Annotated in this window: 16 protein-coding genes, 1 tRNA gene and 1 pseudogene; 1 reads left to right on the top strand and 17 read right to left on the bottom strand. The window is 54.7% G+C overall.

The annotated features are described in order from the left end of the window. Nucleotides 1-17: 17 nt before the first annotated feature. From hisS to ATG98_RS16685, 11 genes and pseudogenes are all read right to left on the bottom strand, one after another. Nucleotides 18-1271: a histidine--tRNA ligase gene (hisS, locus tag ATG98_RS16735; RefSeq protein WP_218925886.1), complete on the bottom strand. Its 1254-nt coding sequence runs from the start codon at nucleotides 1269-1271 to the stop codon at nucleotides 18-20. A gap of 147 nt (nucleotides 1272-1418) precedes the next feature. After that, on the bottom strand, nucleotides 1419-2537 hold the full coding sequence (gene ispG, locus ATG98_RS16730; RefSeq protein WP_098423890.1) for a flavodoxin-dependent (E)-4-hydroxy-3-methylbut-2-enyl-diphosphate synthase: 1119 nt from the start codon (nucleotides 2535-2537) through the stop codon (nucleotides 1419-1421). A gap of 63 nt (nucleotides 2538-2600) precedes the next feature. Continuing rightward, nucleotides 2601-3617 carry a RodZ domain-containing protein gene (locus tag ATG98_RS16725; protein WP_098423889.1) on the bottom strand — a complete coding sequence of 339 codons (1017 nt, stop codon included), beginning with the start codon at nucleotides 3615-3617 and terminating at the stop codon, nucleotides 2601-2603. Further along, nucleotides 3607-4413: a type IV pilus biogenesis/stability protein PilW gene (pilW, locus tag ATG98_RS16720; RefSeq protein WP_098418233.1), complete on the bottom strand. Its 807-nt coding sequence runs from the start codon at nucleotides 4411-4413 to the stop codon at nucleotides 3607-3609. The genes ATG98_RS16725 and pilW overlap by 11 nt, the downstream gene beginning before the upstream one ends. Before the next feature lie 61 nt (nucleotides 4414-4474). Further along, nucleotides 4475-5587, bottom strand: a complete 1113-nt coding sequence (rlmN, locus tag ATG98_RS16715) for a 23S rRNA (adenine(2503)-C(2))-methyltransferase RlmN (RefSeq protein WP_098418232.1) — start codon at nucleotides 5585-5587, stop codon at nucleotides 4475-4477. A gap of 60 nt (nucleotides 5588-5647) precedes the next feature. Then, nucleotides 5648-6076, bottom strand: coding sequence for a nucleoside-diphosphate kinase (ndk, locus tag ATG98_RS16710; protein WP_098418231.1), 429 nt, complete (start codon nucleotides 6074-6076; stop codon nucleotides 5648-5650). 67 nt (nucleotides 6077-6143) lie between these two features. Continuing rightward, complete coding sequence (locus ATG98_RS16705) at nucleotides 6144-7331, bottom strand: aminotransferase class V-fold PLP-dependent enzyme (protein ID WP_098418230.1); 1188 nt, start codon at nucleotides 7329-7331, stop codon at nucleotides 6144-6146. Between the two features lie 17 nt (nucleotides 7332-7348). Then, on the bottom strand, nucleotides 7349-7846 hold the full coding sequence (gene iscR / locus ATG98_RS16700; RefSeq protein WP_098418229.1) for a Fe-S cluster assembly transcriptional regulator IscR: 498 nt from the start codon (nucleotides 7844-7846) through the stop codon (nucleotides 7349-7351). Between the two features lie 308 nt (nucleotides 7847-8154). Then, nucleotides 8155-8913, bottom strand: a pseudogene (gene cysE, locus ATG98_RS16695) (serine O-acetyltransferase); the annotation flags it as partial. Next, nucleotides 8906-9778, bottom strand: a complete 873-nt coding sequence (gene trmJ, locus ATG98_RS16690; RefSeq protein WP_098418228.1) for a tRNA (cytosine(32)/uridine(32)-2'-O)-methyltransferase TrmJ — start codon at nucleotides 9776-9778, stop codon at nucleotides 8906-8908. The pseudogene cysE and the gene trmJ, both read right to left, overlap by 8 nt. Before the next feature lie 66 nt (nucleotides 9779-9844). After that, a complete protein-coding gene (locus tag ATG98_RS16685; RefSeq protein ID WP_098423888.1) occupies nucleotides 9845-10915 on the bottom strand; it encodes an RNA-guided endonuclease InsQ/TnpB family protein in 1071 nt (356 codons plus the stop codon). 272 nt (nucleotides 10916-11187) lie between these two features. Between ATG98_RS16685 and ATG98_RS16680 the strand changes: the two genes are divergently transcribed. Further along, a complete protein-coding gene (locus tag ATG98_RS16680; RefSeq protein WP_098423887.1) occupies nucleotides 11188-11988 on the top strand; it encodes an inositol monophosphatase family protein in 801 nt (266 codons plus the stop codon). A gap of 143 nt (nucleotides 11989-12131) precedes the next feature. Here the strand turns inward: ATG98_RS16680 and secF are convergent, their stop codons facing one another. From secF to ATG98_RS16650, 6 genes are all read right to left on the bottom strand, one after another. Beyond that, nucleotides 12132-13085: a protein translocase subunit SecF gene (secF, locus tag ATG98_RS16675; RefSeq protein ID WP_098423886.1), complete on the bottom strand. Its 954-nt coding sequence runs from the start codon at nucleotides 13083-13085 to the stop codon at nucleotides 12132-12134. Beyond that, complete coding sequence (gene secD / locus ATG98_RS16670) at nucleotides 13078-14964, bottom strand: protein translocase subunit SecD (protein ID WP_098423885.1); 1887 nt, start codon at nucleotides 14962-14964, stop codon at nucleotides 13078-13080. Before secD ends, secF begins: the two co-directional genes overlap by 8 nt. 96 nt (nucleotides 14965-15060) lie before the next feature. After that, complete coding sequence (gene yajC, locus ATG98_RS16665; RefSeq protein WP_048385177.1) at nucleotides 15061-15423, bottom strand: preprotein translocase subunit YajC; 363 nt, start codon at nucleotides 15421-15423, stop codon at nucleotides 15061-15063. A 43-nt stretch (nucleotides 15424-15466) separates the two neighbouring features. Beyond that, nucleotides 15467-16588, bottom strand: a complete 1122-nt coding sequence (gene tgt / locus ATG98_RS16660) for a tRNA guanosine(34) transglycosylase Tgt (RefSeq protein WP_098424478.1) — start codon at nucleotides 16586-16588, stop codon at nucleotides 15467-15469. A 14-nt stretch (nucleotides 16589-16602) separates the two neighbouring features. Beyond that, nucleotides 16603-17712, bottom strand: coding sequence for a tRNA preQ1(34) S-adenosylmethionine ribosyltransferase-isomerase QueA (gene queA / locus ATG98_RS16655; RefSeq protein WP_098423884.1), 1110 nt, complete (start codon nucleotides 17710-17712; stop codon nucleotides 16603-16605). 45 nt (nucleotides 17713-17757) lie between these two features. Continuing rightward, nucleotides 17758-17844, bottom strand: a tRNA-Leu gene (locus ATG98_RS16650). Nucleotides 17845-17883: the final 39 nt, after the last annotated feature.

Raw genomic sequence — 17883 nt, 5'->3', positions numbered from 1 at the left:
ACGGCGCTTTAAACGGATTACTGCGACAGCGCCTGCGCTAGAGCCGCGGCAACCTGCTGCCGCGGGAGCTCTTGCTGGGGCTCGTCTGTACGTAAAGGTTTAAAGCCAACACTTTGATTCTGAAGCTCGTTATCACCCAAAATGAGTGCATAACGGGCGCCGCTTCGATCGGCTTTTTTCATTTGGCTTTTAAAACTGCCCGCACCGCAATGGCTAATAATGGTGTAGCCCGGAAGCTGGTCCCGCAGCTCTTCAGCAAGAAGCAACGCTGGCGCAACTGCCTGATCGCCCATTGCGGTAACGTAAACATCGGCTTGGTTATTGACCGACTCGGGTATCAAATTAAGGGTTTCCAACAACAGGATGAGACGCTCCACGCCCATGGCAAAACCAACGGCGACCGTGGGTTTCCCGCCCAGTTGCTCTACCAGTCCATCATAGCGGCCACCAGCGCAAATCGTGCCTTGGGCGCCCAGGCTGTCTGTAATCCACTCAAATACCGTCTTACCGTAGTAGTCCAGGCCGCGAACCAGCGCCGGATTCACCGTGTACGCGATTCCGGCGGCGTCCAACAATTGCTTCAAGCGTTCAAAATGATCACGAGATTCGTCGTCAAGCCAGGCGTCCAGTTTTGGTGCCTGTTCAAGAATCTTGCGGGTAGCCGCGTTTTTGCTGTCCAGAATCCGCAAAGGGTTGGTTTCGAGCCGGCGCTGGCTGTCGTCATCAAGCTCGGCTTTAAACTGCAGCAGGTATGCGACCAGCGCCTCGCGATAGTTTCGGCGGGCCTCAGCGGTGCCAATCGAGTTGATTTCGAGACGCGCATGGTCAGCCAGGCCAAACGTTTTCCACAACCGCGCCGTCAGAATAAGAAGCTCTGCGTCTATGTCGGGCCCAGCCATGCCAAAGCACTCGACACCCACTTGGTGGAACTGGCGGTAACGCCCTTTCTGTGGGCGCTCGTGGCGAAACATCTGGCCGGTGTACCACATCCGCCGGGTTTGGTTGAACAGCAGGCCGTGCTCTTCGGCAGCCCGCACGCAACCCGCAGTGCCTTCAGGGCGCAGAGTCAGGCTGTCGCCGTTACGGTCTTCAAAGGTGTACATTTCTTTTTCAACAATGTCGGTCACTTCGCCGATAGAGCGCTTGAACAGGTCGGTCTGCTCCACAATCGGCATACGGATTTCCTGGTACCCGTATTGCCCCAACACCTTACGCACTGTTGCTTCAACATATTGCCAGACCGGAGTCTGTTCGGGCAGGATATCGTTCATCCCGCGAATTCCCTGAATCTTAGCCAAGTTAAACCCTTAAACGTCTCTGTGGTTTGTGCAATGGCGCTGCGCCAATGCATTGTCTACCTGTTGTGGCTGTTGTTATCGATAAGTGTTATCGATCGCTGTAACCGTCTTCGTTGCATATTATTCAGAGGAACGGGCAAAAATAGCTTTTTCGGCTTCTTGACGGCGAGCAATTTCTTCGCGAATCAGACGCTCAAGATCGTCGGTTAAATTTGCGTTGTCCAATTTCTGCTGAGGCTTACCATTCATATAAAACAGGTTTTTCGGGCTGCCACCGGTCAAACCAATATCGGCCTCTTTGGCTTCGCCTGGGCCGTTCACGATACAACCAATAATGGCAACATCCAGAGCCTCCTTTACGTCTTCCAAACGCACTTCCAGATCGTTCATGGTCTGGATAACATCGAAATTCTGCCGCGAACAACTGGGGCAGGCAATAAAGTTAATGCCGCGGGAGCGCAAACGCAGGCTTTTGAGTATGTCGTAGCCCACCTTGATTTCTTGCACAGGGTCTGCCGCCAAAGACACGCGGATGGTGTCGCCAATGCCATCCATCAGCAACAAACCGAGCCCAATCGAAGATTTCACTGTACCGGAACGGAAACCGCCGGCTTCGGTAATACCCAGGTGCAACGGCTGGTCAATCTGCGTGGCAATCTTGCGGTAAGCTTCTACCGTCATAAACACTTCGGACGCTTTAAGGCTGACCTTAAAATTCTGGAAGTCGTGCCTGTCAAGAATATCGACATTGCGCATGGCCGATTCCACTAACGCATCTGCTGTCGGTTCGCCGTATTTACGCTGCAGCTCTTTACTCAGCGAGCCTGCGTTAACGCCGATCCGAATTGGAATATTACGGTCGCGGCAGGCACTGATGACCGCGCTAACACGATCTTCCCGGCCGATGTTACCGGGGTTGATACGAATACAGTCAACGCCCAGTTCGGCCACCCGTAACGCGATTTTGTAATCGAAATGAATGTCGGCAACCAGCGGAACACCCGCGCGGGCGCGAATACGACCAAACGCTTCTGCGGCTTCCATTGACGGCACAGACACGCGGACAATATCGGCACCGGCGTCTTGAAGGGCCTGTATCTGCCCCAGCGTTGCTTCCACGTCGCAGGTTTCGGTGTTCGTCATACTCTGGACGGCAATCGGCGCGTCGCCACCCACTGGCACATTGCCCACCATGATCTGGCGGGATTTACGTCTTTTAATCGGAGATTCATGCTTCATTTGCGAGAACCCATCTGTGAAAACCCATCTGTGAAAACCAAAAGTATCGGCGTTTACGTTGTGCTATTCATTCAAGGCCAAAACAAACTCGGCGCGATTACCAACGACGCCTTTGCTGCCAAGGTCAACCGGGGCGCCTTCAAAGCGCATGACCCCGATTGCATTAGCGGCACCTATTACCAGGCGAATATCGCTTTCAGCGCGCAAATCAATTCGGTCGCTCTGGCGCTTCAGACCGCTGGCCAGGCTTCTGCCATTAGCATCTCGAACCTGAATCCAGCAATCATCAATAAATTCAATTTCCAACCGGCCGCGGTTGTCTGCAACCTGAAGAGCCTGTTCCGTGTCTGTCGTCGAACGATCATTGTCGCTGATGACGGCCGAATTGGCTGCTGCCTGCGCCAGCGAAGACACCGCGCCGTCAGAAAAAGAGCCTGTGCCTGTCGCTGTCAGCGGCTCTAGCGCGCCTTCTTCGTTCGTGGGCGAAGCTGATAGGTCGCCATCACTCGTTTCGTTTGGTAAAAGGTTATCTTGCTCAGACTGTGTTGTTAAGCCATTTGCGGTACTGCTTACAGCATCGTTTGAATCGCTCTCTAACGCCACCGCTGGGGCACTGTCACCGGTCAATGCCCCAGCGCCTGTCAAACTAGCCAGCTGCGAAGGATTGTAAATAAACGAAAACACCAACAAGCCCAGTACCGCCAGGGCAAACAGCCACAACGCGGCTTTGGCTACCCGGCGTTTTTTTCGCCGCCGGCGTTCTATATCAACCAGCGGATTCGCAGCTTTCGCTTGCGCCTGCTCCTGACGCCTGGGTTCCAGTTCATGATTAAGGTCGGCAATCAGGGCGTTGCCATCCAGGCCTACCTGGCGCGCGTAGGCGCGTATGTAGCCTTTCAGAAAGAGCTCTGTATCAATCAGCTCGTACTTGCCATTTTCGATGGCCTGGATAATGGCCGGACGAAGATGCTGGGCATCGGCTACTTCGGCTACGCTAAGCCCTTTCGCCTCACGGGCCTGTTTTAACTGTGGGCCCACCGGCCGATTGCCAGGGGCAGTTTTATTCTCTTCATTGGCCATTAGACATCAGTACCTTATATTGCCGGAGTTCTGCCGATTCGGGGAAATTGTTCCGCAACATTAACGCTAAACTGGCCTCTTGGTCACGTTTGTCCAGAAGGCGCGCAATACGAACCCCCACCAGCAGGCTTTCAGAGGAGTGCTGCAGGCGGGCGCTGCGCTGCATTATGGTTAACAGCCGGCTGTAATAGTAGTCGGATGCTGTCACATCACCGGTTTCTAACAGCACGCGTGATAAGGCCAGCAATGTTTTGGGATCACTGCGTGCTAACTCGGTGGCGCGGCGGTAGCTGCTGATCGCAGCTGGAAAATCATCCAGCTGCTCCTGAGTCATCCCGAGGTTGAAAAAAACGGAGCCCCGGTCCGGATAACCGGTATCGCCAGAAGCCTTGGCAAACTGGTCGCGCGCCTGTTCCATTCGGCTCTGGCCATACAAAAACGCGCCATAATAAACATTGGCGCGGGTATTTTTTGAATCGGCGGAGATTGCGCGTCTGAAATTGCTTTCAGCCAGCTCAGGTTCGCCCTCGTTGGCGAAAATAAGGCCTTTGGCGGCTAACGCCGGCGAATTATTCGAATCAATTTCCAGAGCACGGTCCAAGTGATGACGGGCTCGCTCAAAATTTCCCTGGCCAATATACGCTGATGCCAGCTGAACGTAATCCGTCAGCGCTTTCTGGCGATCGGCTTCGCGGGCAAAGCGGCTGTCAGTGGTGGTTACACAGCCCGAAAACAACAACACCGTCGCCAGCATCAGCGACATCATAAAACGGGCACTGACAAACTGATTTACCATAGCCGTGAACTCATCCTGAAGCTGCTATTGGAGAAAGCCTGCCGCATCCACAGCCGGGTATTTACGCTGAAACCTGCTGCACCGCAATATAGCGAGCGCTGCGGCGGGTTCGGTCTTCCACCTTGCCCACCAGCTGACCACAAGCAGCGTCTATGTCATCGCCACGGGGCATGCGTACAGTCGCAATATATCCTTCCTCGTTCAACACCGCCTGGAATCGCCGGGTGGCATTCATACTCGGGCGTTCATAGCCACTTTCCGGGAACGGATTGAATGGTATCAGGTTGATCTTACACGGCAAACCACGCAGAACCTCGGCCAGTTCTCGCGCTTGATCGACATGATCGTTCACACCTGCAATCACAGTGTATTCAATCGTTGCCTTGCGCTTGTCTGGCAGGCGACTTAGATAACGGCGGGTAGCTGCCAGCAACTCTGCTATTGGGTACTTTTTATTGATAGGTACTAACTGGTTACGCAACTCATCATTTGCGGCGTGCAAAGAAATAGCCAATGAAACATCGGTAACCTCACCCAGCTTGTCGATCGCCGGAACTACGCCCGACGTGCTCAGGGTTACCCGGCGCTTGGAAATGCCGTAGGCCAGATCTTCCATCATCAGATTCATGGCGTCTACGACGTTGTCGAAGTTCAACAAGGGCTCGCCCATGCCCATCATCACCACGTTGGTAATCGGACGATCTGGGCCCGGAGCATAGGGCATGAACGTTTTGCGCGCAGCCCACACCTGCCCAATAATCTCGGCAGAGGTCAGGTTACGGTTGAAGCCTCTCTTACCCGTTGAACAAAAACTGCAATCCAGACTGCAACCAATCTGTGATGACACGCACAGAGTGCCACGTTCACCGTCAGGTATCAGCACGGTTTCTACGTTGTTGCCGTTGTCCATGCGCATTACCCATTTACGGGTGCCGTCTTTGGCCACTTCGTCATAGACCACTTCCGGGCCACGTACTTCGGCGATCAGCTTAAGCTTGTCCCGCAGGGGCTTGCTCATATTGGTCATTTCATCGAAGTCACCCACACCACGCTGGTGAATCCATTGCAGCACCTGGGTAGCGCGAAAACGTTTTTCCCCCAGGGATTCAAAATAGGCCTCAAGCTTGGCTTTGGGCATTCCCAGAAGATTTGTTTTTTCAGCGGGTGCTGTCATTGTATAACCTCGATCAAATAACCAATCCGGGGGCAGCAACACCGCCCCCGGTGAACAAAATCAGCCGCGCGGGCAGACTTCGTTATCATTGAAAAAATAAGCAATTTCGCGCTCTGCGGAAGCCGCCGAGTCGGAGCCGTGAACCGCGTTAGCATCAATAGACGATGCAAAGTCGGCACGAATAGTGCCAGCTTCCGCTTCTTTTGGATTAGTAGCACCCATCAGGTCACGGTTTTTCAAAATGGCGCCTTCGCCTTCCAAAGCCTGAACAACCACCGGGCCAGACGTCATAAACGCGACCAGATCGTTAAAGAACGGACGTTCTTTGTGCTCGGCGTAAAAGCCTTCAGCCTGATCCTGGCTCAGGTGCATCATTTTTGCTGCAACAACATGCAGCTCCGCATTTTCAAAACGGCTGATGATTTTGCCGATTACATTTTTTGCAACGGCATCAGGCTTGATGATCGACAGAGTGCGTTCATTCGCCATTGTGATTCTCCATTAGAGGTTAGATAAAAAACGAGCCTGCAATTATACGCAGTCACGGGGCCGGTGCCTACCGCGCAGACCGCAGCCGGCCAACAACATCAATAATGTGTGCCGCCGCGAAATCCACTTCCTCGCCGCTAGTATACCGGCCAAATGAAAACCGCAGCGCACACTGAGCCTGCTTATCGTTTAGCCCGATACCGCGCAATACATAAGACGGCTCCAGGGTTGCCGATGTACAGGCCGAACCGGAAGACACCGCCAATTCACGCAGGCCCAACATCAGGGTTTCTGCATCAATGCCCGCAAACGACAAATTGATAATACCGGGCACTCGCAAGCTGGGGTCATCACCGGCTTTATCGCCGTTGAGACGGCTATTGAGACTCCCGTTAAGGGAAACCCCTTCAAGCTCGGCCAGCGCCCCCAGAAAATGCCCACGCAACTGCTCCAGCCTGGCACTGTCGGCGGCAAGGCTGTCTGCGGCCAACTCAAACGCTTTACCCATACCCACAATTTGATGGGCCGGAAGGGTGCCAGAGCGCATACCGCGCTCGTGACCGCCACCGTGAATCTGCGCTTGAATACGCACGTCTGGCGAGCGGCGCACGTAAAGCGCGCCTATCCCTTTGGGGCCATAAACCTTATGCGCCGACAGTGACAGCAAATCAGCACTCAAGGCCTTTACATCCACCGGTATTTTTCCGGGAGCCTGAGCTGCATCAACGTGAAAAAGTACCCCGCGGCCACGCAGTTCGGCCCCAACAACCGCAATGTCACTAATGCTGCCCAATTCATTGTTTACCAGCATCAGGCTCACCAACACGGTCTCTGGCCTGAGTGCCTCGACCACCTGCCCAACATGAATACGCCCGCAAGCATCGGGCTTCAGCCAGGTAACGCTCACACCCTGCTCCTGCAGCCAGCCACAAGTATCCAGAACGGCTTTGTGTTCAATCATAGAGGTAATAATGTGGGGAGCATCGTGCCCGGCCACCGCGCCCTTGATCGCCAGGTTGTCAGACTCGGTAGCACCGGAGGTCCATACAATTTCGCGGGGATCGGCGTTGATCAATGTGGCCACCTGGCGACGTGCAGTTTCTACTGCTGCTTCGGCCTGCCAACCATAACCATGGGTACGCGAGGCCGGGTTACCAAAGACGCCATCCAATGTCAGGTGGCGCATCATTTCTTCGGCAACAGCAATATCTGCGGGCGTAGTGGCCGCATAATCTAAGTAAACGGGTTTTTTCATGGCGTTAGAAACCAGACTTAAACCGGCGCCTGTTCGCTCAGCAGCCGGGTGTTAATCGTTTCAAAACCTGCATCGCTCTGGCGCAGATTCTGGCGGTCCGCCACTTGGCGGATTTCACGTTTTTTCATCAAGTCATTCAGGCTAATGTTATCCAGAAACTGAAAAATCTGCTCGCTGAGGTCAGACCACAGGTGGTGAGTCAGGCATTTCTCGCCGCTCTGACAATCGCCCTTATTACCACATCGTGTGGTATCAAGTGACTCGCTGACAGCGTCTACCACCTCTGATATAAAAATGACATCAGCACCGCGGCTCAGGCGATAGCCACCGCCCGGGCCACGGATGCTGGCCACCAAGTGCCTGCGTCGCAGCCGCGAAAATAGCTGTTCCAGGTACGACAGGGAGATTTCCTGGCGGGCTGATATATCAGCAAGCGTAACCGGCCCATGGTCACCGTGCAGTGCAAGGTCCAGCATAGCGGTTACCGCGTACCGGCCTTTTGTTGTCAACTTCATAAACTCCGCCCCGCGATGGAAATTGACCTCTATTCGCAAACACGAGTATGAATTGACCTACTAATTCAGTCAAGTATTCAGCCACTATCCCTTGTGGGCTCGCTTGCATTCTTCCCGCCGCCGTCTTCGGAAATCTTTGAAGCGTTCTCTTCAGCACCCTTTTGTGCACCCTTTTCAGTACTCTCTTTGGTACTCTCTTTCACACTCTCCTTCGCACTGTCTATAGCATCCGCTTTGGTGATCGGCTCGACCGCAGCCGCTGCAACCACTTTTGCGTCTTCGCGGTTTTTTTTGCGCGAGGCGTCGCTGTCGGTATCGCGCAGGCAATCAAAATCGTCCTCTGACAGCACCGGCAAATCGCCGTTCGGATAGTCGGCGCTTACCTTGCGCAAGGCTTTGCACATTATTTCCATGCGGTCGTCCACTGCGTGCATGTGGTCGAGCAGCGAACGCATTGCCCGCGCCAGTGGGTCTGGCATTTCTTCGGTCACGCCATAGGCGTCAAAGCCCATGCGCTCTTCCATTTCCCGGCGCCGCGAGCTTTGCTCGTCTTTGTCTTTTTCGATCACGCGGCCCGGTATGCCAACAACGGTTGCGCCAGCTGGCACCGCTTTTGTGACCACCGAGTTGGAGCCCACTTTGGCGCCCGCGCCTACTTCAAATGGCCCCAATATTTTGGCTCCGGCGCCTACGACCACCCCGTCACCAATGGTGGGATGGCGCTTACCCTTGTTCCAGCTGGTACCGCCCAGGGTAACGCCTTGATACAACGTAACATCGTCACCGATGACCGTAGTTTCACCAATCACCACACCCATACCATGGTCAATGAAGAAGCGTCGACCAATGGTGGCACCGGGATGAATCTCAATACCCGTAAGCCAGCGCGTAAGCGTAGACAGAGTGCGAGCCAGCCACTTCAGGCCCACTCCCCATAACCAGTGTGCCACCCGGTGCAGTAAGAGTGCGTGCAGGCCCGGGTAGTTGGTCAGAACCTCAAAGGTATTACGCGCAGCGGGATCACGGCGGAACACACTGCTGATATCTTCTCGTAATTGTCTAAACATGACGTTTGCCCTGGTCCTGCTCCGGCGCTTGTGGCCCGGTACTGGAGGTTGATTGCTCGGTTGCCGAAGCGCCTGCCGTTTTTTGAACGGCCGACAAAACGCCTCTTAGGATATTAACTTCCATTCGGTCCATTTTCGCCCGCTGGAACAACCTGCGCAGACGCGCCATCAGTTGGCGCGGCTTGTCCCGGCGATGAAAATCAATTTCTTCCAGCACCTGCTGTAAATGGCCAAAAAAGCCTTCAACATCGCCAACACTGGCAGGAGCTACGTCCCACCCGGGGTCACCAGGCTGCGCAATTGGCTCTAAATAGGGCCGCCGGGCATCGGCTTCAAGCCCTTTCAGATAACTCATGCGCAATTCATAACACATAACCTGAACAGCCATCGCCAGATTCAATGAGCTGTAATCCGGATTGGACGGAATATGAATATGATAGTGACAACGTTGCAGTTCGTCGTTGCTCAAGCCATGATTCTCCCGACCAAACACCAGCGCCACTGTGCCCTGGCCGCAATGGCTGGCTGCCGCAGTTGCGGCCTGGTCCGGCGGCATGACTGGCCAGGGCACCTTGCGCCCGCGAGCGCTGGTGCCCATCACCAACACGCAATCCGCCAGTGCCTCGTCAAGACTGCCCACCACGGTTGCGGTGTCCAGAACATCCGATGCCCCGGCGGCCCTCGCGTACGAGGTTTCGTCCGGGAACGATCGTGGGTTCACCATCCACAGATTTCCCAATCCCATATTTTTCATGGCTCGCGCTACCGCACCAATGTTGCCAGAGTGGGAGGTTTCCACCAGAACAATACGGATTCGGTCGTTGTAGGTGTCAGGTGAGCCCAGCGGGCGGGACGGTTTGTGCATGATAACGGCCTGTTAGCAAAATTAGGCGGCAATAATAACAGTTGACATCCTCCTCCACCAAACCGCCTAACCGGCTTTTTGGAAGGGGATTCCTACCTCTAGACGCTTATGCCCAAGCGCGAGAATGTTCCTGGCCGCATTGGAATCGCGGTTGTGAGTGACACCGCACTCACAGGTCCATTCTCTTATTCTAAGGCCTGCTCTACCTTTCGGACTGTTGGGGCTCAAAGAGCCACAACACGAGCAAGTCTGGGTGGTGTACCGTTCATCAACTTCCAGAAAAATCCCGCCTGCGCTCTCGCATTTGTATAACAACAGGGTTTTCAATGTGGACCAGCCAGCGTCGAGCACCGACTTGGCCATAGTGGTTTTTGCTAGGCCGGAGCTGGACACATTGCCGACAACGATCAGGCCGTTGTTATTGACCAGCTCACGACTGAATTTGTGCAAGGCATCGTGCCGCCGATTGCGAATCTTGGCGTGAATCGCCTTCACCCGCTGCTTGTTTCTCGCCCGCTGGGCTACCGCCAGCTTTTCTTCCTGATCTCGATAAAAGCGACCCGCTTGTAGCGGCTCGCCGGAACTGGGCGTGGCCGTGGTCTTCAGGCCGAGATCCAAACCCACGCTGCCGGTACCGCACCGGCGATCGGGTTTTACCGAGACAACCACGCAGAAATACCACCGACCTCGGGCGTCCTCAGAAAAGCAGCCAGAGCGGAATTTGTACTGAGACAAACCGTAACTGTCCCAGACCCGATAATGCTGACCGTGGAACCGAACCTGCCCGTTGCTCCAAACCGCGGCGCCGGTGTTCACTGGCACCCAGCCGAGCGACCGGCGAACCCCGTGGGTTTTACGCCACGCGAGTTTGGATTTTCGGAACTGCTTGCGGCGTGTGACGTATTCCTGGGCAACGACCTGAAGTGTTTGGCTGTGAAGGCCTAGAAGCTTGCCGGCACCCTTGGTATAAGGATGAAGATCGAAGGCCGACAGAAACTGTCCTCTCTCCCGAATGCTGCGATGACTGAGTTCATTCACAAAATTCCACACACGGTTAACAGCCGCGGCCTGACAGCGCAGCACATTAGCGTGTTTGTCCCGAACTCGGACTTTGAGGGTTTTGGTGAACTCGGTCATACTGTATATAACCACAGCGTTTCTGCTAAGACAAGACCTCTGTCGAGGTCACGCTATCCATCCCCACCCAAATGTTAGAGAAGTCGCTCCCGCTCCACTTGAGTCAATTGGATGGGGTATTTCGCGACTACGTTGATAAATCACGAAAACCAGCGGGCAACCCGTGTGTTCAATGGCCATTATCCGCGCTTATGCGGAGTCTAAAAACAGACAAAGCGCACACCGACTGATATAATAATCAACCTTAATACACCCGGATGTTGATCACTCAGATGCAACCAGCGATTAAAATGGCCCTGCGCGTTGCGCGCCAGGGGTCGGACTACCTCAAAGCACATTTCGAGCGCCAGGAACCCAGCGACAAAGACAGCAGCGAGCGAGAGCATCAGCTGGACCGCGTCGAACAGGCCATTTACGATAATTTCGTAGAGCAGCTCGAAAAAGCCTACAAAGACCACCACATTGCCCCCCTGAACCAGGCAGATGCCGGCACCTATGACAAAAGCTGGCACATCTTTCCGGTTCTGGGTCGCGACAATTTTCTGCGGGGTATTCCGGAATTTGTTCTGGCACTGGCCCAGAAAAAGAACAACCGGATTGAGAGCCTACTGATTGTTAACCCAATCACCGGTGAAGAATACTCAGCCAGCCGTGGCCACGGCGCCGCACTGAACAGCCGCCGGGTGCGGGTATCAGAAGTGCGCCAACTAACCAGCTCGGCGCTGGCTACCAACGTTCTGGACCAGGCCCGTAAAGACGACAACCCGCAACTGTGGGGCGAAATGGCCACGGTTCTAGCGACCAACTCACGCATTTTCCGTACATCCGGATGTGTGGTGCTGGATATCGCACGGGTATCAGCCGGCCATCTGGACGCAGTGATTGCCTTTCGTCCGGAAGGCGCCGAAATGGACCTGGGTGTTGCCCTGGCGATGGAATCAGGCGCCCTGACCGGGGACTTCTCTGGCAACCCGTCGGCCAGTAATGCCAAGCAGTTGATTGTGGCTAACCCCAAGCTGTTTCGTGAACTGCTGAAGGAACTGCATCCGTTCCGCGGCCGCTTGCCCCGCTAAACTGCACTTGCCCTGTTAGCAAAGCAAGCATAAAAAAACCGCCAATCCCGAGGGACTGGCGGTTTTTTTATGCTTGCGAACCCACTGCCGACAAACCAACAGGGTTTATCGGCAGTGTCCGTCTACAGCCCCTGTCAAAAGAGCTACATACGGTCCAACCATTCCGGCGGTTTCTCGTCTTCATCCTGGCCGACAACGCCTTCTTTCACCGGAAGAATCAGGTCTTCGCGAGACACGCCGAGCGCAATCAACAGGTTCGCCGATACGTAGATAGACGAGTAAGTACCCACCACCACGCCGATAATCAGCGCCAAAGCAAATCCGTTGATCGCCTCACCGCCGAACACGTAAAGCGCAATCAGCACCACCAGTGTGGTACCAGAAGTATTGATGGTACGGCTGATGGTCTGGTGAATTGAGGTGTTGATAACCTCCCATGAGTCCCCTACCCGCATGGTGCGGAAGTTTTCCCGGATACGGTCGGCCACCACAATTGTGTCGTTCAGCGAGTAGCCGATGATGGCCAACAGGGCGGCCAGGACCGTAAGGTCAAAGGTCCACTGAAACAGCGAGAATATACCCAATACAATGATGACGTCGTGGGCCAGGGGAACCACGGCAGCAATACCGAATTTGAACTGAAAGCGCATGCCAACGTAAATCAGCACCACCACCAGGGCAATCAGCATGCCCAAACCGCTGTCCTCTTTCAGTTCTTCACCCACTTGGGAGCCGATAAACTCCGAACTGATCAGTTTCAGATCAGCACCACCAGCGGTTAAAGTGCTAGTGATCTCCTGGGCCAGCATATCGTTACCCGACTCTGACAGCCGCACCAGCACCGTTGTGTCAGAACCGAAATTCTGTACCACAAACTGGTCATAGCCAGCGTCACTCAACGCTGTGCGTATCTCAGCCAGAACTGGCGCTTGCTGGTATTCAAATTCCACCGATGTGCCACCGGTGAAATCCATACCGAAGTTCAGCCCGCGCACTCCCAGCAAACCGATAGAAAGCACCACCAGAGCAATCGAGAGTATTGAAGCAATCTTCCGAAAACCCATAAAATCAAACGGTTTTATCTGAGCGTCATGCATTAGCCTGCTTCCCTCCGATCGAAAGTTTTTCGACCCTGCGGCCACCATAAACCACATTGACGATACTGCGGCTGACCATCAGGCCAGAAAACATCGATGTCATAATGCCCAGGCTTAAGGTAATCGCGAAACCTTTCACCGGGCCGGAACCCATAGCGAACAGAATGAGCGCCACCAGCAAGGTTGTAATGTTTGCATCAAAAATGGATACAAAAGCCCGCGAATAACCGGAATTTATGGCCAGCTGAGGCGCAGTGCCGGCTTTCAGCTCTTCCTTTATGCGTTCAAATATCAATACGTTGGCGTCTACGGCCATACCCACCGTTAGAACGATACCGGCGATACCCGGCAACGTCAGCGTAGCCGACAGAATCGACATGCAGGCAATCAGCAACATCAGGTTCAGGGTTAGCGATACGTTGGCAACAAGCCCGAAACCGCGATAGTAAAGCGCCATGTAAATCAGCACGAGCACAAAGCCCAGCAATACCGACATCATACCGGCATCAATATTTTTCTGACCCAGGCTAGGGCCAATGGTTCGTTCCTGTACAAAGTACATGGGCGCGGCCAATGCACCGGCGCGCAGCAGCAGTGCCAGTTCCGACGCTTCCGGAATCGAGTCCAGGCCGGTAATGCGGAAGCTCGCACCCAGTGCAGACTGCACCGTTGCAAGGCTGATGATGCCTTTGTCCACTACCCGCTTTTCCTCGGTGACCACCTCGCCGTCAACCATACGGTCTTCGGTTTCGGTGCGGAACTCAATAAACAGCACCGCCATACGCCGGCCAACGGCGTTGCGAGTGGCACGGTTCATCAAATCGCCGCCCACAGAGTCCATTGTAATGCTGACTTGTGGCTGGCCGTTCTCATCAAACTGCTGCTGGGCATTGGCTACGTTATTACCTGTGGCAATGAGCTCACGCTCTAAGCGAGCGGTACGCTGGGGCGTATCGCGAAAACCATAAGTTTCGACACTGCCGGCTGGCGTGTCTGGCCGAGCTTCCATCCGGAATTCCAGATTCGCGGTGGCGCCCAATACGCGTTTGGCTTGCGCGGTATCCTGAACACCCGGCAATTCAACGATGATGCGACTGGAGCCCTGGCGCTGCACCAGCGGCTCGGCCACACCCAATTCGTTCACCCGGTTACGGATGGTGGTCAGGTTCTGCTCCAGGGCGTATTCCTGAATGGAGCGCACTTCGGCTTCCGACAGGGTTAGCGCAATCAAGCGCTCGTCGCCACGGGTGCGCTGGTCCATCATAAACTGCAAGTACTGGCGGCGAATCAGGGTGAAGGCTTCGGCGCGGGATTCGTCATCACGAAAGCTTAGAATAATTTCCCGTTCGCCTTCGATATCTCCCTCTAGCTCACCACCGCGGTAGCGAATGCGCTCCTCGCGCAGTTCACGTTTGATTTGTCCGGCCAACGCTTCCAGGCGCTGGTTCACAGCGGTTTCCATATCCACTTCCAGCAGGAAGTGAACACCGCCGCGCAAATCCAAGCCCAGCTTCATTGGGCCGGCGCCCAAGCTGCGTAGCCAGCCGGGAGTAGAAGCAGCCATGTTCAGCGCAACCAGATAGTCATTACCCAGTACCGCTTGCACTGCAGGGCGGGCCTGAAGCTGATCTTCGCCGCTGGTTACCCGAATAAGCGCGTCACGATCCTGCAAACTGCTGCTTTTTACTTCGATACCTTGGGCTTCCAGAGCCTGCACCGCACGCTCTAAAACGCGTGCATCGACTTCGGTACTGCTGCGGGCACCGGTAACCTGAACGGCAAAATCATCCGGGAACAAATTCGGGAGTGCGTATATAAAGCCGATTGCCAGAGCAACCAGAATAATGAGGTTTTTCCAGAGCGGATACTTGTTAAGCATGGGGTTCCTATAAGCCGGGCTGGCGCCGACCGTGGTGTTTCAGCCAGATAGAACCAACCGGGCTAAAAAGCCCGGCTGAACGTCCGTTGGCGCGGCTCAGATATCTTTCAACGAGCCTTTTGGCAAAGCACCGGAAACCGCTACTTTTTGGATACGAACTGAAACGTTGTCGGCCACTTCCAGAACAATAAAGTCGTCAGACACTTTGGTGATCTTGCCGACCATGCCGCCAGAGGTAACCACTTCGTCGCCTTTGTTCAGGCCAGACATCAATGACTTGTGCTCTTTCGCGCGCTTGGACTGCGGACGCCAGATAAGGAAGTAAAAAATCAAAATAAAGCCGGCAAAAAAGATAACCTGCCCTATAACGCCCATGCTACCGCCGGCTGCGTCCTGCGCCATTGCTAGCGTGGGAGCCAGTGCCAGCAGTGCGGCAACGAGTAATTTGATCGATTTCATGCATTTTCTCCGTTAATTGAATAGTAAAGTGTGAATAAAAGCTTCAGGCGCCGCTAAGCTCGGGCACGGTTGCGCCGCGCAAGGCGTAGAATTCGGTTACAAAGTTGCACAATGTACCTGCTTCAATGGCCCCACGCAATCCACTCATCAGGTTCTGGTAATAGCGTAAATTGTGAATGGTGTTCAGCTGCGAAGCGAGCATTTCTCCACACTTATCCAGATGATGCAGATAACTTCTGGAAAAGTTCTGGCAGGTGTAACAGTCACAGCTGTCATCCAGTGGCGCGGTGTCGTGGCGGTTTTTGGCGTTGCGGATCTTAACAGTGCCGGTAGCGGTAAACAGATACCCGTTACGGGCGTTGCGGGTAGGCATTACGCAATCAAACATATCCACACCGCGACGCACTGCCTCTACTATATCCTCAGGGCGGCCTACGCCCATCAGGTAACGGGGCTTGTCCGCCGGCATTTTTGGTGGCAAGTCGTCCAGAATACGAATCATGTCCTCTTTGGGCTCGCCCACCGACAGCCCGCCAATGGCGTAACCGTCAAAACCGATGTTGGTCAGGCCGTCCAAGGACTGCTTGCGTAGGCTTTCGTACATTCCGCCCTGCACAATGCCGAACAGCGCCGCCCGATTGCCCTCATGGGCATTCTTGCTGCGGGCCGCCCAGCGCAAAGACAACTCCATGGAATCTTTGGCTTCTTTTTCGGTGGCCGGGTAAGGCGTGCATTCGTCAAAAATCATCACAATGTCAGAACCCAGGTCGCGCTGAACCTGCATCGCAATTTCCGGGTTCAATTCCACCGGCGAGCCATCCACCGGCGAGCGGAAAATCACGCCCTGCTCGGTAATTTTGCTGGTTTCACCCAAGCTAAACACCTGGAAGCCGCCGGAATCGGTCAGAATCGGCCCCTGCCACTGGGTAAAATCGTGCAGGTCGCCGTGGGCTTTGATCACTTCGGTGCCCGGGCGCAGCATCAGGTGAAAGGTATTACCCAAAATGATGTGGGCGCCAATTTCCTTGATATCACGGGGCAACATGCCTTTCACTGTGCCGTAAGTACCAACAGGCATAAACGCCGGCGTTTCCACCACACCGCGGGGAAAGGTCAGGCGGCCACGGCGCGCACGGCCGTCTTCACCCAGTTTTTCAAAACTCATGAAACAGGTGTCAGTCACCGGGTTTCTCCGTGAAATTCTTGTGTTTCGGGGCCGCCCTGCGGCTCCGTTGCAGAATGCTGCAGCATGCCACGGCTGGGCACTTGTCCGGTAATGAACATGGCGTCGCCATAGCTGAAGAAACGATAACCTTCGCGCACGGCTTCTTTATAAGCGCCCATCACGTTTTCGTAACCGGCAAAGGCACTGACCAGCATGATCAGCGTAGATTCGGGTAAATGGAAATTGGTAATCAGTGCGTCTACGGCCTGGAAGCTGTAACCGGGGTAAATAAATATGTCAGTGTCGCCAGTAAACGGGCGCAGGGCGCCATGGCGACTGGCTGATTCCAGCGAGCGCACAGAGGTGGTTCCCACGGCAATCACGCGGCCGCCACGGGCGCGGGTACGGGCCACCGCATCTACCGTGTCCTGGCGCACATGCACCAGTTCATGATGCATTACGTGATCTTCCAGTTTGTCTACCCGCACCGGCTGAAAGGTGCCGGCACCCACATGCAGGGTCACAAACGTAGAGTCTACGCCCATCGCTGCGAGTTTTTGCAACAGCGCTTCATCAAAATGAAGGCCCGCGGTTGGCGCGGCAACCGCACCGGCCTCGCGGGCATAAACGGTTTGGTAACGCTCCCGGTCAGACGCTTCATCCGCACGGTCAATATAAGGTGGCAGGGGCATATGGCCCAGACGATCAAGAATATCCAGCAGTGATTCGCTGCCGTCAGCCTGCAACTCGAACAAGGCATCGGCGCGGGCGATAACGTTCAACGCAGTGCCGTCTTCCAACAATACCTGCTGCCCGGGCTTGGGGGATTTGGACGCGCGCACGTGGGCCAGCATCTGCTGCTCGCCGGTAATGCGCTCCACCAGAATTTCTACCGCGCCGCCGGTTTCTTTTTTTCCGAACAGGCGCGCAGGAATCACCTTGGTGTTGTTGAACACCAGCAAATCGCCAGACTGCAAAAGATCGGGTAGGTCTGTGAAACGGCGATGATTGATATCGCCAGAAAGGCCATCAAGGCAAAATAGACGGGAAGCAGAGCGTTCACTCAACGGATAGCGGGCAATCAGCTCATCCGGTAAGTCAAAACGGAAATCGGAGACATTCATGAAAAGGACTATGCACGAAACCGCAGGGTGCGGCTTATAAATATATGGTAGCGGCGGGCGGACTCGAACCGCCACACTATTACTAGCAACGGATTTTGAATCCGTCGTGTCTACCAATTCCACCACGCCGCCATCAGAAGAGGGGCAATTATACTGACGCTGAGCCTGAAA

The organism is Marinobacter sp. LV10R520-4, from assembly GCF_002563815.1.
Classification (GTDB): Bacteria; Pseudomonadota; Gammaproteobacteria; order Pseudomonadales; family Oleiphilaceae; genus Marinobacter.
Note: the sequence above shows the minus strand (reverse complement) of the source record. Positions and strands in the feature narration are given on the sequence as shown.

Bases quoted from the DNA above. Each gene is read 5' to 3' on its own strand.
- rlmN (WP_098418232.1), bottom strand. From the start codon at position 5,587: ATGACAGCACCCGCTGAAAAAACAAATCTTCTGGGAATGCCCAAAGCC.
- ispG (WP_098423890.1), bottom strand. From the start codon at position 2,537: ATGAAGCATGAATCTCCGATTAAAAGACGTAAATCCCGCCAGATCATG.
- secD (WP_098423885.1), bottom strand. From the start codon at position 14,964: ATGCTTAACAAGTATCCGCTCTGGAAAAACCTCATTATTCTGGTTGCT.
- queA (WP_098423884.1), bottom strand. From the start codon at position 17,712: ATGAATGTCTCCGATTTCCGTTTTGACTTACCGGATGAGCTGATTGCC.
- ATG98_RS16705 (WP_098418230.1), bottom strand. From the start codon at position 7,331: ATGAAAAAACCCGTTTACTTAGATTATGCGGCCACTACGCCCGCAGAT.
- ATG98_RS16680 (WP_098423887.1), top strand. From the start codon at position 11,188: ATGCAACCAGCGATTAAAATGGCCCTGCGCGTTGCGCGCCAGGGGTCG.
- iscR (WP_098418229.1), bottom strand. From the start codon at position 7,846: ATGAAGTTGACAACAAAAGGCCGGTACGCGGTAACCGCTATGCTGGAC.
- ATG98_RS16685 (WP_098423888.1), bottom strand. From the start codon at position 10,915: ATGACCGAGTTCACCAAAACCCTCAAAGTCCGAGTTCGGGACAAACAC.
- secF (WP_098423886.1), bottom strand. From the start codon at position 13,085: ATGCATGACGCTCAGATAAAACCGTTTGATTTTATGGGTTTTCGGAAG.
- ndk (WP_098418231.1), bottom strand. From the start codon at position 6,076: ATGGCGAATGAACGCACTCTGTCGATCATCAAGCCTGATGCCGTTGCA.
- ATG98_RS16725 (WP_098423889.1), bottom strand. From the start codon at position 3,617: ATGGCCAATGAAGAGAATAAAACTGCCCCTGGCAATCGGCCGGTGGGC.
- tgt (WP_098424478.1), bottom strand. From the start codon at position 16,588: ATGAGTTTTGAAAAACTGGGTGAAGACGGCCGTGCGCGCCGTGGCCGC.
- yajC (WP_048385177.1), bottom strand. From the start codon at position 15,423: ATGAAATCGATCAAATTACTCGTTGCCGCACTGCTGGCACTGGCTCCC.
- pilW (WP_098418233.1), bottom strand. From the start codon at position 4,413: ATGGTAAATCAGTTTGTCAGTGCCCGTTTTATGATGTCGCTGATGCTG.
- hisS (WP_218925886.1), bottom strand. From the start codon at position 1,271: ATGAACGATATCCTGCCCGAACAGACTCCGGTCTGGCAATATGTTGAA.
- trmJ (WP_098418228.1), bottom strand. From the start codon at position 9,778: ATGCACAAACCGTCCCGCCCGCTGGGCTCACCTGACACCTACAACGAC.